At 59.5% G+C, this 16,305-nt stretch carries 14 protein-coding genes and 1 other RNA gene; 6 read left to right on the top strand and 9 right to left on the bottom strand.

Annotated features, from left to right (window positions below; all coding sequences use genetic code 11):
• Positions 1-41 precede the first annotated feature (41 nt).
• From LGL98_RS03945 to LGL98_RS03935, 3 genes are read left to right on the top strand one after another with little or no spacing between them, the layout of a single operon-like run.
• On the top strand, positions 42-2,051 hold the full coding sequence (locus LGL98_RS03945) for a protein-disulfide reductase DsbD family protein (RefSeq protein WP_136029130.1): 2,010 nt from the start codon (positions 42-44) through the stop codon (positions 2,049-2,051).
• A gap of 1 nt (position 2,052) precedes the next feature.
• Positions 2,053-2,664 (top strand): DsbA family protein, encoded by a 612-nt coding sequence (locus LGL98_RS03940; protein ID WP_136029128.1) that lies wholly within the window; start codon positions 2,053-2,055, stop codon positions 2,662-2,664.
• Positions 2,654-3,157 (top strand): protein disulfide oxidoreductase, encoded by a 504-nt coding sequence (locus LGL98_RS03935; protein WP_136029126.1) that lies wholly within the window; start codon positions 2,654-2,656, stop codon positions 3,155-3,157. The genes LGL98_RS03940 and LGL98_RS03935 overlap by 11 nt, the downstream gene beginning before the upstream one ends.
• Positions 3,158-3,363: 206 nt before the next feature.
• Here the strand turns inward: LGL98_RS03935 and LGL98_RS03930 are convergent, their stop codons facing one another.
• The 8 genes from LGL98_RS03930 to LGL98_RS03895 all read right to left on the bottom strand — a co-directional run bounded on the left by LGL98_RS03930 (position 3,364) and on the right by LGL98_RS03895 (position 13,485).
• Positions 3,364-4,107 carry an SDR family oxidoreductase gene (locus LGL98_RS03930; protein ID WP_136029123.1) on the bottom strand — a complete coding sequence of 248 codons (744 nt, stop codon included), beginning with the start codon at positions 4,105-4,107 and terminating at the stop codon, positions 3,364-3,366.
• A gap of 61 nt (positions 4,108-4,168) precedes the next feature.
• Positions 4,169-7,042 (bottom strand): aminomethyl-transferring glycine dehydrogenase, encoded by a 2,874-nt coding sequence (gcvP, locus tag LGL98_RS03925; protein WP_136029122.1) that lies wholly within the window; start codon positions 7,040-7,042, stop codon positions 4,169-4,171.
• Positions 7,043-7,247: 205 nt separating this feature from the next.
• On the bottom strand, positions 7,248-7,637 hold the full coding sequence (gcvH, locus tag LGL98_RS03920) for a glycine cleavage system protein GcvH (protein WP_002916479.1): 390 nt from the start codon (positions 7,635-7,637) through the stop codon (positions 7,248-7,250).
• Between the two features lie 24 nt (positions 7,638-7,661).
• Positions 7,662-8,756, bottom strand: a complete 1,095-nt coding sequence (gene gcvT / locus LGL98_RS03915; protein ID WP_136029120.1) for a glycine cleavage system aminomethyltransferase GcvT — start codon at positions 8,754-8,756, stop codon at positions 7,662-7,664.
• Between the two features lie 422 nt (positions 8,757-9,178).
• Positions 9,179-10,381: an FAD-dependent 2-octaprenylphenol hydroxylase gene (gene ubiI / locus LGL98_RS03910; RefSeq protein ID WP_136029117.1), complete on the bottom strand. Its 1,203-nt coding sequence runs from the start codon at positions 10,379-10,381 to the stop codon at positions 9,179-9,181.
• Between the two features lie 10 nt (positions 10,382-10,391).
• Positions 10,392-11,570, bottom strand: coding sequence for a 2-octaprenyl-6-methoxyphenyl hydroxylase (ubiH, locus tag LGL98_RS03905; RefSeq protein ID WP_136029115.1), 1,179 nt, complete (start codon positions 11,568-11,570; stop codon positions 10,392-10,394).
• On the bottom strand, positions 11,567-12,883 hold the full coding sequence (gene pepP, locus LGL98_RS03900; RefSeq protein ID WP_136029113.1) for a Xaa-Pro aminopeptidase: 1,317 nt from the start codon (positions 12,881-12,883) through the stop codon (positions 11,567-11,569). Before pepP ends, ubiH begins: the two co-directional genes overlap by 4 nt.
• 23 nt (positions 12,884-12,906) lie before the next feature.
• Entirely contained in the window at positions 12,907-13,485 is a 579-nt protein-coding gene (locus LGL98_RS03895) for a YecA/YgfB family protein (protein ID WP_002916486.1), read from the bottom strand.
• 166 nt (positions 13,486-13,651) lie between these two features.
• On the opposite strand from LGL98_RS03895, the gene zapA reads away from it, so the two are divergent.
• From zapA to LGL98_RS03880, 3 genes are all read left to right on the top strand, one after another.
• Entirely contained in the window at positions 13,652-13,981 is a 330-nt protein-coding gene (gene zapA / locus LGL98_RS03890) for a cell division protein ZapA (RefSeq protein ID WP_004205298.1), read from the top strand.
• Positions 13,982-14,022: 41 nt separating this feature from the next.
• A non-coding RNA gene (ssrS, locus tag LGL98_RS03885) (6S RNA) lies at positions 14,023-14,206 on the top strand.
• A 98-nt stretch (positions 14,207-14,304) separates the two neighbouring features.
• Positions 14,305-14,901, top strand: a complete 597-nt coding sequence (locus LGL98_RS03880) for a 5-formyltetrahydrofolate cyclo-ligase (protein WP_136029111.1) — start codon at positions 14,305-14,307, stop codon at positions 14,899-14,901.
• 83 nt (positions 14,902-14,984) lie between these two features.
• On the opposite strand, the gene serA is transcribed toward LGL98_RS03880, so the two are convergent.
• Complete coding sequence (gene serA, locus LGL98_RS03875) at positions 14,985-16,217, bottom strand: phosphoglycerate dehydrogenase (protein ID WP_002916493.1); 1,233 nt, start codon at positions 16,215-16,217, stop codon at positions 14,985-14,987.
• Positions 16,218-16,305: the final 88 nt, after the last annotated feature.

Genomic DNA, 16,305 nt, shown 5'->3' with positions numbered 1-16,305 from the left:
CCTGACAGTTCAGGTTAATTCATCACTTACGGAGCAAACTTATGTATATGGTATTCAGGCGGCTGCTGGTCTGCCTGCTTTGGCTATGGCTGCCCGTCAGCCAGGCCGCCGATAGCGGCTGGCTGCGCGCCGCCGACAATCAACACGCCAGCGTGCGCCTGCGGGCGCAAACCGAGAGCAATGGCGACACTCGCCTGCTTTTAGACGTAGCGCTGGAAAAGGGCAGGAAAACCTACTGGCGTTCGCCAGGGGAAGGCGGCATCGCGCCGGCTATCGCCTGGCATACGCCGCTGGAGGTGAACTGGCGCTGGCCGACGCCGCAACGCTTCGACGTCGCGGGTATTTCCACTCAGGGCTATCACGGCGAGGTCAGCTTCCCGATGACGCTGCACGGGAAGATACCGCCGGCGCTCAGCGGCGTCCTGACGCTCTCTACCTGCAGCAATGTCTGTATTCTGACTGACTATCCCTTTTCGCTGGATATGACGACTCCGGCGGCGGAGCGATTTAATTACGATTTCACCCGCGCGATGGGCACGCTACCCCTGCGTGATGGTCTCACCTCGGCGCTTAGCGCCAGCTACGTCAGCGGTACGCTGACGGTAATCGCCCGCCGAGAGGCCGGCTGGCAGCAGCCAGCGCTGTATATCGACAGCATGGAGGATGTCGATTTCGGCAAACCGAGTTTTACCACCCGTGGCGATACGTTGACCGCCACTGTACCGGTCACCGATAGCTGGGGCGAAGCGGCGCCGGATCTGAGCGGCAAAACGCTGTCGCTGGTGCTGGCCGACAGCGGTCAGGCGCAGGAAAGCCAAATCGCCGTCGCCGCCGGCAGCGCCGCGCCGGGGCTGGCGTTAGGCTGGGTGCTGCTGATGGCCCTGGCCGGCGGGCTTATCCTGAACGTGATGCCCTGCGTGCTGCCGGTGCTGGCCATGAAGCTCGGCTCGCTGGTGCAAACCGAACGTCGCGAACGCGGCGCGGTGCGGCGGCAGTTTCTCGCCTCGGTATGCGGGATCGTCGTCTCCTTCCTGGCCCTGGCCTTGATGATGACCGCGCTACGCTTAGGTAATCAGGCGCTCGGCTGGGGCATCCAGTTCCAGAACCCGTGGTTTATCGGCGCGCTGGCGCTGGTGATGGTGCTGTTCAGCGCCAGTTTATTGGGGCTGTTCGAAATCCGCCTCTCCTCAAGCGCCAGTACTTTCCTCGCCACCCGCGGCGGCAACGGCTTAATGGGCCATTTCTGGCAAGGCGCCTTCGCCACTCTGCTGGCGACGCCCTGTACCGCGCCGTTCCTCGGTACCGCCGTTTCGGTGGCGCTGGTGGCGCCCCTGCCGCTGCTGTGGGGCATTTTCTTCGCCATGGGGATCGGCATGAGCCTGCCGTGGCTGCTGATCGTCGCCTGGCCGGGGCTGGCGCAACGTCTACCGCGCCCGGGCCGCTGGATGAATCATCTGCGCGTGGTACTGGGGTTGATGATGCTCGGTTCAGCGCTATGGCTGGTCAGCCTGCTGACGATCCACATCGGCCGTACGCCGGTGCTTACCCTGCTGGTGATTCTGGCCATCGCCCTGCTCCTGACCACCGCCTGGCGCTACCGCTGGCGTACGGCGCTGCGCGCGGGCGCTCTGGCCATCGTGGTGGCGGGCGCCGTCGCCTTTGTCGCACAACAGGACGCCCAGGGCCCGCGCCGCGACCGGGTTAACTGGCAGCCGCTCAGCGAGCAGGCTATCGCCAGCGCCCTGGCGAAGCATAAGCGGGTATTTATTGATGTCACCGCCGACTGGTGCGTGACCTGTAAAGCCAATAAATACAACGTGCTGCTGCGCGATGACGTCCAGCAGGCGCTGTTAGCGCCGGACGTAGTCGCCTTACGCGGCGACTGGAGCCGCCCCTCCGCTGACATTAGTCAGTTTTTAACCGCACGCGGCAGCGCCGCGGTGCCGTTTAACCAGATTTACGGACCGGGATTGCCGCAGGGACAGATTCTGCCTGCGCTGTTAGATCGCGAACAACTTCTCGCCACCCTGTCCGCCGCGAAAGGAAAATAACATGAGAGCTATCACCGCCTTATTACTGCTGTGCGTATCGGCCTTCAGCTTCGCCGCTCCGGCGGAAGAACCGCAATCGAACGGTAATAACCAGTTAGCCCAGCTGCTGTTTAACGATCCGAATAGCCCGCGCACCGGCGCGAAAGATCCGAAGCTCACAATCGTCTCGTTTACCGATTACAACTGCCCTTACTGCAAACAGTTTGATCCGCTGCTGGAAAAAATCGTCCACGATAATCCGGACATCCAGCTCATCGTTAAGCTGCTGCCGTTTAAAGGGCAGAGTTCGGTGAATGCCGCTAAAGCCGCGCTCTCCACCTGGCGTCAGCAGCCCGATAAATTCTGGGCGCTGCATCAGCGGCTGATGGCGAAAAAAGGCTATCACGATGACGCCAGTATCGCCGCCGCGCAGAAGAAAACCGCCACCGATAGCGTCAGTATCGATGACAAGACCATGGATTCGCTGAAAATGAACCTGATTTTGTCGCAGGTGCTGAATATTCAGGGCACCCCGGCGACCATCATCGGCGATCAGATGGTCGCCGGCGCGATCCCTGCTGATGAGCTGGAGGGGCTGGTGAAAGAGCAGCTGGCGAAAGCCCGTGGCCAGTAAAATCAGGCGCTGGCTGCGCGAGCTGGCGGTGTGGCTGCTGGTTGGCGCGGCGGTGAGCCTGGCGGTGGATTATTTTCGCCAGCCCGCGCTACCGCAAAACGTCAGCGCCACATCGCTGCAAACCCTCGACGGTAAAACGCTGGATCTGAACGCTATGAGCCAGCAAAAGCCGCTGCTGCTGTACGTCTGGGCGACCTGGTGCGGAGTCTGTCGCTATACCACGCCGTCGGTGGCATCACTTGCCGCCGACGGCGGCAATGTGCTGACGGTAGCCCTGCGTTCCGGCGATAACGCCACGCTGGAGACGTGGCTTGCCAGAAAGAAAATGACGCTGCCGACGGTAAATGATCCGAGCGGCCAGCTGGCGCGGCAGTGGGACGTGCAGGTGACGCCAACGCTGGTGTTCATTTCTCAAGGCGAGGTGAAGTCGGTTACCACCGGCTGGACCAGCAGTTGGGGAATGCGCCTGAGGATGTGGCTGGCCTCCTGGTAGACCGTCGGGTTACCCAGCTACGCATCGTTGGGTAGCCCGGATAAGGCGTAGCCGCTTTCCGGGAAGGTTTCCCCGGCTCGCGCTGCGCTCAGCCGGGCTACGGGTTCGCATCTTTGGGTAGCCCGGATAAGGCGTAGCCGCCATCCGGGAAGTTTACCCTGTAGGCCCGGCAAGCGCAGCGCCGCCGTGCAAGAGACATCTACGGGTTATTTCCCGCCCGCCAGTTCAAGGAAACTGCCCGTCACATACGACGCTTTGTCGCTCAGCAGCCAGGCAATGGCCTGAGCGACCTCTTCCGGCTGGCCGCCGCGCTGCATCGGTAGCGAGCCTTTCACTCGATCCACACGCCCCGGTTCACCGCCGGAGGCGTGCATTTCGGTATAAATCAGCCCCGGACGCACACCGTTGACCCGGATCCCCTGCGCCGCCACCTCCAGCGCCAGCCCAGTGGTCAGGGTATCTACCGCCCCTTTCGACGCGGCATAGTCAACGTACTCTCCCGGCGCGCCAAGGCGCGCCGCCGCCGACGACACGTTAACTATCGCCCCGCCCTTGCCGCCATGCCGATGCGACATGCGCTTTACCGCCTCACGGCAGCAAAGGAAATAACCGGTGACGTTGGTGGCCAGCACGCGGTTAATACGCTCGGCGCTCAGGCTCTCCACCGTACATTGGGTAAACAGGATCCCGGCGTTGTTGACCAACGCCGTCAGCGGTTCGCCCATACGGTCAATCGCCTCAAACATCGCCATCACCTGCGCTTCATCGCTGATATCCGCCCGCAGCGCCGTGGCTTTGCCGCCAGATTCAACTATGGTATTGACCACTTCGGTGGCGGCTTTAATGTTGTGATGGTAATTGACCGCCACGGTATACCCTTCCTGCGCCAACAGCAGCCCCGTCGCCCGGCCTATGCCGCGGCTCGCGCCGCTAATCAGAGCTATCGCCATACCTTCTCTCCAAAAAAATAAAGGCGCCGCAGCGCCTTTAAACGTTTAGCTAATTCGCCACTTACTGGTATTCGCTCATCGGTACGCAGGAGCAGAACAGGTTGCGGTCGCCGTAGACGTCATCCAGGCGTTTCACCGTCGGCCAGTACTTGTTGTGCAACCCAGCCGGGAATACCGCCAGCTCGCGGCTGTACGGATGGTTCCACTCGCCCACCAGCTCGCCCTGGGTGTGCGGCGCGTTCACCAGCGGGTTGTCTTCCAGCGGCCATTCACCAGCTTTAACGCGATCGATTTCCGCGCGGATCGCCAGCATCGCATCGATAAAGCGGTCCAGCTCGACCTTGCTTTCCGATTCCGTCGGCTCAACCATCAGCGTTCCCGCTACCGGGAAAGACATGGTCGGCGCATGGAAGCCAAAGTCGATCAGTCGCTTGGCGATATCCAGCTCGCTAATGCCGGTCTCTTCTTTCAGCGGACGAATATCGAGAATACATTCGTGCGCCACGCGACCATCGCGGCCGGTGTACAGTACCGGGTAGGCGTCTTTCAGCCGGGTAGCGATGTAGTTGGCGTTAAGGATCGCGTTCTGGCTCGCCTGCTTCAGCCCTTCCGCGCCCATCATGCGGATATACATCCAGCTGATCGGCAAAATGGACGCGCTGCCGAACGGCGCGGCGGAGACCGCGCCCTGACGGGTCAGCATCCCTTCAATCTGTACCACGCTGTGGCCCGGTACAAACGGCGCCAGGTGCGCTTTCACGCCGATAGGGCCCATACCCGGGCCGCCGCCGCCGTGCGGAATGCAGAACGTTTTATGCAGGTTAAGGTGCGAAACGTCAGCCCCGATAAAGCCCGGGGAAGTGATCCCGACCTGGGCGTTCATGTTGGCGCCGTCGAGATAAACCTGGCCGCCGAACTGGTGCACGATCTCGCACACTTCGCGAATGGTCTCTTCATACACGCCGTGGGTCGACGGATAGGTGACCATGATGCAGGAGAGATTCGCCCCTGCCTGCTCTGCTTTTTCACGCAGGTCGGCAAGATCGATGTTGCCGTTTTTGTCGCAGGCAACGACCACGACCTGCATACCCGCCATCTGCGCGGAAGCCGGGTTGGTGCCGTGCGCGGAGCTAGGGATCAGGCAGATATCGCGATGGCCTTCGTTGCGGCTCTCGTGATAATGGCGAATCGCCAGCAGGCCAGCATATTCACCCTGCGCGCCGGAGTTCGGCTGCATACAGACGGCGTCATAGCCGGTCAGTTTCACCAGCCAGTCAGACAGCTGGGCGATCATCTGGTGATACCCTTCCGCCTGGTCAACCGGGCAGAACGGGTGCAGCTCGGCGAATTCCGGCCAGGTGATCGGGATCATCTCCGCCGCGGCGTTCAGCTTCATGGTGCAGGAACCCAGCGGGATCATCGCCTGGTTCAGCGCCAGATCTTTACGCTCCAGGGCGTGCATGTAGCGCATCATCTCGGTTTCGCTATGGTAGCGGTTAAACACCGGATGGGTGAGGATCGCATCATCGCGCAGCATCGCCGCCGGGATCGAACGGCTATCCAGCGCCACGTCTTTATCCAGAGTATCGATGTCCAAACCGTGATCGTCGCCGACGATAGCGCGGAACAGGTTCAGCACATCTTCGCGGGTGGTCGCTTCATCGAGCGTAATGCCCACCGCGCCGTGAATATCGCTACGCAGGTTAATCTGCAGCGCTTCGGCACGCGCCAGCACCGCGGCTTTATCCGCCACTTCCACGCACAGGGTGTCGAAGTAGTGCGCATGGCGCAGCTTCAGCCCTTTCTTCTGCAGGCCGTCCGCCAGAATGTCGGTCAGGCGATGAATGCGGCCAGCGATACGTTTCAGGCCCGCCGGGCCGTGGAATACCGCGTACAGGCTGGCGATGTTGGCCAGCAGGACCTGCGAGGTACAAATGTTGGAGTTCGCTTTCTCACGGCGGATGTGCTGCTCGCGAGTCTGCATCGCCATGCGCAGCGCGGTATTACCCGCCGCATCTTTCGATACGCCGATAATCCGGCCCGGCATGGAGCGTTTGAATTCATCTTTCGCCGCGAAGAAGGCCGCGTGCGGGCCGCCGTAGCCCATCGGCACGCCGAAACGTTGGGCGGAACCGAAGACGATATCCGCGCCCTGCTTGCCCGGCGCCGTCAGCAGCACCAGCGCCATAAAGTCAGCGGCGACGCTGACAATCACTTTGCGCGCTTTCAGCTCAGCGATCAGTTTGCTGTAATCGTGGATTTCACCGGTGGTGCCCACCTGCTGCAGCAGCACGCCAAAGACATCCTGGTGATCGAGCACTTTGTCGGCGTCATCGACGATCACGTCGAAGCCGAAGGTTTCCGCACGGGTGCGCACCACGTCCAGGGTTTGCGGATGGACGTCGGCGGCAACGAAGAATCGGTTGGCGTTCTTCAGTTTACTGACGCGTTTGGCCATCGCCATCGCTTCGGCGGCGGCGGTGGCTTCATCAAGCAGCGAAGCGGAAGCGATATCCAACCCGGTCAGATCCAGCGTGACCTGCTGGAAGTTGAGCAGCGATTCCAGACGGCCCTGGGATACTTCCGGCTGGTAAGGGGTATAGGCAGTGTACCAGCCCGGGTTTTCCAGCATGTTGCGCTGAATAACCGGCGGCAGCTGCACGGCGGTATAGCCCATGCCGATGTAAGACTTGAAGCGCTTGTTGCGACCGGCAATCGCCTTTAGCTCCGCCAGAGCGGCGAATTCGGTAGTCGCGTCGCCCACCTGCGGTGGGGTCGCCAGCTGGATATCCTGCGGCACAATCTGGCCGATCAGGGCGTTAAGCGAATCCGCGCCGACGGTCTTCAGCATCTCTTGCTGCTGCTGAGCGTCCGGGCCAATGTGACGTTCAATAAAGGCGTCGCGGTTTTCAAGCTGACTTAAAGTCTGAGTCATGAGCGATGGTTCCTGAAACGTGCGGTGAATCGTGATTGTCTGACTGGTTTGCCCGGCAAGCGCTGATGCTTACCGGGCCAGAATACGCAAAATCATTCGCGCTGCAGGAAGGCGGCGACACAGCGACTCCCCGGGAGCTTACAAAAGTAAGTGACCGGGGGAGCCAGGAAGCCAACGCCCCTGCAGCGTGAAGGATGAAGCGTATTTATTCGTCTTCTAACAGAGCTTCATATGCGGCGGCATCCAGCAGCGCGGCAACCTGCGCTTCGTCGCTGGCTTTGATTTTGAAGATCCAGCCGTCGGTATACGGGTCGCTGTTGACCAGTTCCGGAGAGTCGTTCAGCTCTTCGTTGACGGCAACGATTTCACCGCTAATCGGCGCGTAGATATCGGAAGCCGCTTTCACGGATTCGGCAACGGCGCAATCGGCGCCCGCTTCAACGGTGGCGCCTACTTCCGGCAGGTCAACGAAAACCATATCGCCAAGCAGCTCCTGCGCGTGCTCGGTGATCCCGACGGTATAGGTGCCGTCCGCTTCTTTACGCAGCCACTCGTGTTCTTTGCTGTATTTCAGTTCTGCTGGTACGTTGCTCATCAATTCATCTCCAAAAAAGGGAAATCACACAATGGCTTTGCCATTGCGTACAAAACCAGGTTTAGTCACTTTTACCGGCATTTCACGGTTACGAATTTGCACCACCGCGGTTTCGCCAATCCCGGCCGGTACGCGAGCCAGCGCGATGCTGTAGCCCAGCGTCGGCGAGAAGGTGCCGCTGGTGATAATGCCTTCTTTTTGATTACCGTCGCTATCGGTAAAACGTACCGGCAGGCCGCCGCGCAGGACGCCTTTCTCGGTCATCACCAGGCCAACCAGCTGCTCGGTGCCTTTTTCGCGCTGCATCTCAAGCGCTTCGCGGCCGATGAAGTTACGATCGGCGGGCTCCCAGGCGATAGTCCAGCCCATGTTCGCCGCCAGCGGGGAAACGCCTTCGTCCATCTCCTGGCCGTACAGGTTCATCCCGGCTTCCAGGCGCAGGGTGTCGCGCGCGCCAAGACCACACGGCTTAACGCCAGCGTCCAGCAGACCACGCCAGAAATCCGCCGCCTGCTCGTTCGGCATCGCGATTTCATAACCCGCTTCGCCGGTATAACCGGTGGTGGCGATAAACAGGTCGCCGGCCTGTACACCGAAGAACGGCTTCATGCCTTCCACGGCCTGGCGCTGCGCATCAGTAAACAGCGTCGCCGCCTTCGCTTTCGCCTGCGGACCCTGCACCGCGATCAGCGACAGATCGTCGCGAACGGTAATTTCGAGGCCGTAAGGTTCGGCTTGTTCACGGATCCAGGCGAGGTCTTTTTCACGGGTGGCAGAGTTAACAACGAGGCGGAAATAATCTTCAGAGAGGAAATAAACAATCAGGTCATCGATGACGCCAGCGGAGGCGGTCAACATGCCGGTGTAGAGCGCTTTGCCTGGGGTGGTCAGCTTCGCCACATCGTTGGCCAGTAAATAGCGCAAGAACTCGCGGATCCGGCTGCCGTGGAAATCGACGATGGTCATATGCGACACATCGAACATCCCTGCATCGCCGCGCACCGCATGGTGCTCATCAATCTGGGACCCGTAATGCAGCGGCATCATCCAGCCATGGAAATCCACCATGCGAGCGCCGCACAGCGTGTGTTGTTCATACAACGGAGTCTGTTGAGCCATCTTTTCCTCATCGAATAAAACGGAACCAGCCACGAGATTGGCGGCAATTTTGTGCCACGAAATTCGGCGGCGGCATCGCTGACGGACGCCGACGCAAACGTTCTCTTTTGCCTGAACTTACCACCGAACCCGGCACTAAACCATAAGCTCATTCAGGGCATCACATTAGCTTATGACTAAAATCCACCAAAAAGCCTACAGAGTTATTGACTGGAAAAAAGCGATTTATGCCACATAAAATTAACATTAAAGACGCAGCAATTAGGTTATGATGGTGTTTTATTCGATTTCATGGTCCTAATTTCTTTAACAAAAAAAAGGACGCATTAATAAATCTAATGCGAAAAAAGAGGTGAAATTAGAATATTTCAAATGAGGGGAAAAACCCGGCGCGCAGGCCGGGTGAAAGAAGTGTGACGCGGTTAACGTAACCAGGCGGGGAGATCGTTCAGGCCCATCGCCTGGCGAATCAGCTGCGGTTTCACGCCCGGCAGCGTATCAGCCAGTTTGAGCCCCATATCGCGGAGGAATTTCTTCGCCGGATGGCTACCGGAGAACATTTCGCGGAAGCCCTGCATACCCGCCAGCATCAGCGCCGCACTGTGCTTGCGGCTGCGCTCGTAGCGGCGCAGATAAAGGTGCTGGCCGATATCTTTGCCCTGGGCGTGCAGGCGCTTCAGCTCATCGATAAGCTCGGCGGCATCCATAAAACCGAGGTTGACCCCCTGCCCGGCCAGCGGGTGAATGGTATGCGCGGCATCGCCGACCAGCGCCAGCCGGTGGGCGGCAAACTGACGGGCATAGCGGCCGGTCAGCGGGAAGACTTCACGTTCGCTTGCCAGTTGGCAGAGACCAAGGCGATTATCGAAGGCGATATTCAGCGCCTGGCTGAAGGTGGTTTCATCAGCCTGCTGCATCCGCTGCGCTTCCGCCGGCGACAGCGACCAGACGATCGAGCACAGATGTGGATCGCTGAGCGGCAGGAAGGCCAGAATACCCTCGCCATGGAACGCCTGGCGGGCCACCGCCTGGTGCGGCTCAGCGGTACGGATGGTCGCCACCAGCGCATGATGATGGTAATCCCAGAAGGTCAATGGAATATCGGCTTTATTGCGCAGCCACGAATTGGCGCCATCGGCGCCGATCACCAGCCGGGCGGTGAGCATGCTGCCGTCCTGCAGGCTGAGAAAGGCTTCATTCTCGCCCCACGCCACCTGCTGAAGTTCCGCCGGCGCCAGAAGGGTGACGTCAGCGCAGCGTTGCGCCTTCTGCCACAATGCATAATGCACTACGGCATTTTCGATGATATAGCCAAGGTGGCTAAAGCCCATGCTCTGGTCATCGAAGCTAATGCGGCCAAAGCTGTCTTTATCCCACACTTCCATACCGTGATAGCAGCTGGCGCGCTGGGCAACGATCTCGCGCCAGACGTCCAGCTTCGTCAGCAGCTTTTCGCTGGCGGCATTAATCGCCGAAACGCGCAGCGCCGGCGGCGCATCGGCGGCCAGCGGTTGCGGCTCTGCTTTCTCCAGCACCGCGACGCGCAGGCCGCTACCCTGTAGACCGCAGGCTACCGCCAGCCCCACCATTCCACCGCCAACAATGGCAACATCAACACTTTGCACGTTCTACTCCTTAACGGGGAACCCAACCGAGGGTACGCTGCGCCAGCGCATCGCGCGCCGGGGTAAATAATTCCATCGCCATCAGACCGACGTTGCGCCCCGCCACCAGCGGCGCCCAACGGTTGGCAAACAGATGCACCAGCCCATCGGTCACGCCGATGGTGGCGGCTTTATCCCCTGCCCTGCGCGCCTGATAGCGACACAGCAGTGAATAATGGCCGACATCTTCGCCGCTGAGATGGGCGTCAGCGAGCAGCTCCGCCAGGCTCATCACATCGCGCAGGCCGAGATTAAAGCCCTGCCCGGCGATCGGGTGCAGCGTCTGCGCCGCATTGCCGACCAGCGCCAGGCGGTGCGACACCGCGCGGCTGGCGGTGGTGAGGGCCAGCGGATAGACACTGCGCTTCCCGGCGTAGGTAATACGTCCCAGCCGCCAGCCGAACGCCTGCTGTAACGCCTGACAAAAACGTTCGTCAGACCAGCTCAGCACCTCATCGCGCCGCGACTGCGGGTGACACCACACCAGCGAACAACGCCCTTGCGACATCGGCAACATCGCCAGCGGCCCATGCTCGGTAAAACGCTCGAAAGCGCGGCCTTCGTGCGGCAGCGCGGTGCTGACGTTAGCAATGATCGCTATCTGCTCATAAGGCTGCTGCTGCCAGCTGATGCCGCAGCGAGCGCCCAGCGATGAACGGGAACCGTCCGCCGCCACCAGCAGCTTACCGGTGATCGTTTCGCCGCTATCGAGGGTGAGACTGACGCTCTCCTGGCTGCGGTTGACCGCTTCCACTTTCGCCGGACAGTGTAGCGTCACACCCGGCGCCTTGCGCAGCAGATCAAACAGCCGTTGGCCGACATCGTGAAGTTCAACCACCTGGCCCAGTGCCGACAGGCCATAATCCGCTGCCGCCAGATTCACAAACCCGGCATGACCGCGGTCGCTGACGTGTACTCGTTGGATGGGCGTCGCACGTTCGGCGAGGCGTTGCCAGATACCGATGCGCGCCAGCTGCTGGCAGGTGCCGGCGGCCAGGGCGATCGCCCGGTCGTCAAAACCGGGGTGGCGTGACGAATACGGATCCTGCGCTTCAATGAGGTGGACCGGCAGCGCGCCGCCGGTCAAACGGGAGATGGCCAGGGCGAGCGTCGCCCCGGTCATCCCGCCGCCGACGATCAGCACGCTCATGACTGGCGCGCCGCCGCCATCAGCGCCTCGATCTCATCCGCCTTCTTCACCACGCTGGCGGTGAGATTTTCGTTGCCGTCTTCGGTAATGACAATGTCATCTTCAATACGGATGCCGATGCCGCGATACTGCGGCGGCACGTCGGCATCGGTGGCGATATACAGCCCCGGCTCGACGGTCAGCACCATTCCCGGCTCCAGTACGCGCGAACGGTCGGTGTCATAGTTACCGACATCGTGCACATCCAGCCCCAGCCAGTGGCTCAGGCCATGCATGAAGTACGGACGATGGGCGTTGTTGGCGATGAGCTCGTCAACTTCGCCTTTCAGGATCCCCAGCCGTACCAGGCCGGTAATCATAATACGCACCACTTCCTGGTTAACCTGATAGATCGAGGTGCCCGGACGATAAAGCTCCAGCGCGGTTTCCAGCGATTCGAGCACGATGTCGTAGATTTCGCGCTGCGGCTGGGTGAATTTACCGTTTACCGGGAAGGTGCGCGTGATATCGCCCGCATAGCCGCGATATTCGCAGCCGGCGTCAATCAGGACTAAATCGCCGTCGCGCAGTTCAGATTCGTTTTCGGTGTAGTGCAGAATGCAGCCGTTTTCGCCGCCGCCAACGATGGTGTTATAGGAGGGGAAGCGTGCCCCGTGGCGGTTGAATTCATGGAGAATTTCACCTTCCAGCTGATATTCGAACATGCCAGGGCGGCATTTTTCCATCGCCCGGGTATGGGCCAGCGCGGTTATCTCCCCGGCGCGGCGCATCACGGCAAGCTCTTCCGCGGATTTAAACAGGCGCATCTCATGCACAATGGGCCGCCAGTCGATAACCGAGTTCGGCGCCTGCAGATTCTGGCGCGAGCCTTTGCGCAGTTTTTCGAGGGCGTTGAACACAATCTCATCGGCATAGGCATATTCGCCCTGGGCGAAATAGATAGCGTCCAGACCGTTGAGCAGCTGATACAGCTGCTGGTTGATTTCGCTGAACGCCAGCGCCCGGTCGACGCCAAGCTTCGCCGGCGCGGCCTCCTGGCCCAGACGGCGCCCAAACCAGATCTCAGCGGTCAGATCGCGAACCCGGTTGAACAGCACGCTATGGTTGTGGGTTTCATCGCTTTTAATCAACACCAGCAGCGCTTCCGGTTCGTTAAAGCCGGTGAAGTACCAGAAATCGCTGTTCTGCCGGTAGGGATATTCCGAATCTGCACTGCGCACCGCTTCCGGTGCAGCGAAAATCAGCGCCGCGCTGCCTGGCTGCATCTGCGCCAACAGCGCCTGGCGACGCGAGAGAAATTCCTGCTGAGTCATGACGCCCCCTGAACGAATTTTAGTTAGTGTAGTGTCGGTTTGCGGACTTCCGGTGCGGTTGGCTGCTGACGCGCAAAGGTGTCGTGGCACAGCAGTGCGGCAACGCGGACATACTCGATAATCTCCTCCAGAGACATCTCCAGCTCTTCCTGATCTTCGTCTTCATCGTAGCCCAGTTGGGCAATATTACGCAGATCGTCAATCGCTTCCCCGGTTTCATCTTTCACTTTATCCAGCTTCGGCTGGCTGACGCCCAGGCCGAGAAGGAAGTGGTTGACCCAGCCGGCAAGGGCGTCGGCGCGGTCGAAGACGCTCACCGCATCGCCTTCCGGCAGATACAGCTGAAACAGGAAGCCGTCGTCATCCAGAGAGTCGCTGATGGCGGAATGCATGTTACGCAGCGCCTGAGCCAGCTCATGACCAAAGGCGAGGCCTTCGTTGGTCAGGTCGTGCACCAGCGGCTGCCAGCTGCTGTCCGTGTTGCCGCCGCACAGCAATCCGCTGATCAAACCGTGCATTTCGGCCGGGGTGAGACCTACCCCTTGTTGGTTCAGTAACTGGTCTACATCGTTGTAACCAGGCATTTCGTTCTGTATAGACATGCGCATTCGTCATCGTTGGGAGGAATATTCATGGTATGCTACCACTTTGGACCCTGGTGAACCAGAATAGGGCTTGTATCTTCGCACCAGGGTAGCTATAGTGTCGCCCCTTCGCAGACCCGGGTCAGGGTGTGAAGGCAGCGCAGTCAATCAGCAGGAAGGTGGCATGTCTGCACAACCCGTAGATCTCCAAATTTTCGGCCGTTCACTGCGAGTGAATTGCCCGCCTGAACAAAGGGATGCCCTGAATCAGGCAGCTGAAGACCTTAATCAGCGGTTGCAAGATTTAAAAGAACGCACTAGAGTCACAAATACTGAGCAGCTGGTCTTCATCGCCGCGTTGAACATCAGCTATGAGTTGACTCAGGAAAAAGCGAAGACCCGCGACTACGCTTCCAGCATGGAGCAGCGCATTCGCATGCTTCAGCAGACTATTGAACAGGCATTGCTTGAGCAAGGTCGCATAAGCGAAAGACCAGGGTCGAAGTTTGAATAACACTTTGCAGTTAACTGTGTTAGAGTAATCGCAAGAACAAAATTTCTCTGAGATGTTTGCAAGCGGGCCAGTCCCCTGAGCCGATATTTCATACCACAAGAATGTGGCGCTCCACGGTTGGTGAGCATGCTCGGTTCGTCCGAGAAGCCTTAAAACCGTGACGACACATTCACCTTGAACCAAGGGTTCAAGGGTTACAGCCTGCGGCGGCATCTCGGAGATTCCCTTCTTTACTTCGCATCATCCCCCATACGTGTTTTCGGCTGAAGCCGCCCTGTATTACACTTGCTCCTATTGTTTCGCCAGCTCGTAACGAGACCTGCATGACTATACAGCCCGATACCCTGCTCTCCCGTCAGCATATTCGCCAGCAGATCCGCGATCGTCGACGCGCACTCAGCCCGGCGCAACAGCGCCTGTTTGCCCAACAGGCCGCCGAGCGGATGATGGCCTGGCCGCCGATAGTTCTCGCCCACAACGTGGCGCTGTTTCTCTCCTTTGACGGCGAGCTGGACACCCAGCCGCTGATCGACCAGCTCTGGCGCGCCGGCAAGCGGGTGTATCTGCCGGTGCTACATCCGTTTAGCCCAGGCAATCTGCTGTTTTTACACTACCATCCGCAGAGCCAACTGATCGTGAATCGCCTGAAGATCCGCGAACCGAAGCTCGATGTGCGGGATGTGCTGCCGCTGGCTGAACTCGATGTGCTGGTGACCCCGCTGGTGGCCTTCGATGTCAGTGGCCAACGGCTGGGAATGGGCGGCGGTTTTTACGACCGGACGCTGCAAAACTGGCAGCAGTATCGCCTGCAGCCGGTGGGCTACGCGCACGACTGCCAGCAGGTGGATAGCCTGCCGAGCGAAGAGTGGGATATCCCGCTGCCGGCGGTCATCACCCCGGGAAAAACCTGGTGTTGGTAGGTACGCGGGGACGAGAAATTCAGCCTGGAAAGTATTAACAAAAAAACGGGCAGGTACGCGACCTGCCCGAGAGGCAAAAATGATTAGAACAACAGACGGGCGCGGATAGTCCCCGGGATCGCTTTCATTGCCTGCAGCGCCTGCTGGGCAACATCTTCTTCCGCTTCAATATCAATCACCACGTAGCCCATCTGCGGCGACGTTTGCAGATACTGGGCGGCAATGTTGATGCTCTGCGCGGCGAAGATTTGGTTGATTGCGGTCAGGACGCCCGGCCGGTTCTCATGGATATGCAGCAGACGGCGGCCGCCGTGCAGCGGTAGAGAAACTTCCGGGAAGTTAACTGCCGACAGGGTTGACCCGTTGTCAGAGTATTTCGCCAGCTTGCCAGCCACTTCCAGACCGATGTTCTCCTGCGCTTCCTGAGTGGAGCCACCGATATGCGGTGTGAGGATCACGTTATCAAACTCGCACAGCGGCGAAGTGAAGGGGTCGCTGTTGGTCGCAGGTTCAGTCGGGAAGACGTCGATAGCCGCCCCGGCCAGATGCTTACTGGCCAGCGCATCGCATAGCGCCGGAATGTCCACCACGGTACCGCGGGAGGCGTTGATCAGCAGCGCGCCCGGCTTCATCAGCGCCAGTTCTTCCGCGCCCATCATATTTTTGGTAGAGGCGTTTTCCGGCACGTGCAGGCTGACCACATCGCTCATGTTCAGCAGGTCGGAGAGATGCTGTACCTGAGTGGCGTTGCCGAGCGGCAGTTTGTTTTCAATATCATAGAAGAAGACGTGCATTCCCAGCGATTCCGCCAGAATGCCAAGCTGGGTACCGATGTGGCCGTAACCGATGATGCCCAGCTTTTTACCACGCGCTTCGAAGCTGCCGACCGCCTGCTTGTTCCACACCCCGCGGTGCGCTTTGGCGTTGGCTTCCGGCACGCCGCGCAGCATCAGCAGCAGTTCGCCGATCACCAACTCGGCCACCGAGCGGGTGTTAGAGAACGGCGCGTTAAACACCGGAATACCGCGCTTCGCAGCGGCGTTCAGATCGACCTGGTTGGTCCCGATGCAGAAGCAACCGACGGCAACCAGTTTTTCCGCTGCGGCGAAAATCTCTTCAGTCAGATGGGTACGGGAACGCAGGCCGATGAAATGGGCATCACGGATCGACGCTTTCAGCTGTTCGGAATCCAGCGCGCCTTTATGAAATTCAATGTTGGTGTAACCCGCTGCGCGAAGGCTATCGATTGCCTTTTGATGCACACCTTCAACCAGCAGAAATTTAATCTTGTCTTTTTCCAGTGATACCTTAGCCATTTCCCCGTCCTGTTTTTTCTTAACTGATGTCGTGCTGAACGAAAGTTCGTCTCAGCAACATATCAAAAAAAACTATCGCGGCAATATG

The sequence above is a fragment of the Klebsiella africana genome (assembly GCF_020526085.1).
GTDB lineage: Bacteria > Pseudomonadota > Gammaproteobacteria > Enterobacterales > Enterobacteriaceae > Klebsiella > Klebsiella africana.
Note: the sequence above shows the minus strand (reverse complement) of the source record. Positions and strands in the feature narration are given on the sequence as shown.

What these genes read in the sequence shown, in the direction of transcription:
- LGL98_RS03945 (WP_136029130.1), top strand. Translation starts at nt 42, where the DNA reads ATGTATATGGTATTCAGGCGGCTGCTGGTCTGCCTGCTTTGGCTATGG.
- LGL98_RS03940 (WP_136029128.1), top strand. Translation starts at nt 2,053, where the DNA reads ATGAGAGCTATCACCGCCTTATTACTGCTGTGCGTATCGGCCTTCAGC.
- LGL98_RS03930 (WP_136029123.1), bottom strand. Translation starts at nt 4,107, where the DNA reads ATGGCGATAGCTCTGATTAGCGGCGCGAGCCGCGGCATAGGCCGGGCG.
- gcvP (WP_136029122.1), bottom strand. Translation starts at nt 7,042, where the DNA reads ATGACTCAGACTTTAAGTCAGCTTGAAAACCGCGACGCCTTTATTGAA.
- gcvH (WP_002916479.1), bottom strand. Translation starts at nt 7,637, where the DNA reads ATGAGCAACGTACCAGCAGAACTGAAATACAGCAAAGAACACGAGTGG.
- gcvT (WP_136029120.1), bottom strand. Translation starts at nt 8,756, where the DNA reads ATGGCTCAACAGACTCCGTTGTATGAACAACACACGCTGTGCGGCGCT.
- ubiH (WP_136029115.1), bottom strand. Translation starts at nt 11,570, where the DNA reads ATGAGCGTGCTGATCGTCGGCGGCGGGATGACCGGGGCGACGCTCGCC.
- pepP (WP_136029113.1), bottom strand. Translation starts at nt 12,883, where the DNA reads ATGACTCAGCAGGAATTTCTCTCGCGTCGCCAGGCGCTGTTGGCGCAG.
- LGL98_RS03895 (WP_002916486.1), bottom strand. Translation starts at nt 13,485, where the DNA reads ATGTCTATACAGAACGAAATGCCTGGTTACAACGATGTAGACCAGTTA.
- zapA (WP_004205298.1), top strand. Translation starts at nt 13,652, where the DNA reads ATGTCTGCACAACCCGTAGATCTCCAAATTTTCGGCCGTTCACTGCGA.
- LGL98_RS03880 (WP_136029111.1), top strand. Translation starts at nt 14,305, where the DNA reads ATGACTATACAGCCCGATACCCTGCTCTCCCGTCAGCATATTCGCCAG.
- serA (WP_002916493.1), bottom strand. Translation starts at nt 16,217, where the DNA reads ATGGCTAAGGTATCACTGGAAAAAGACAAGATTAAATTTCTGCTGGTT.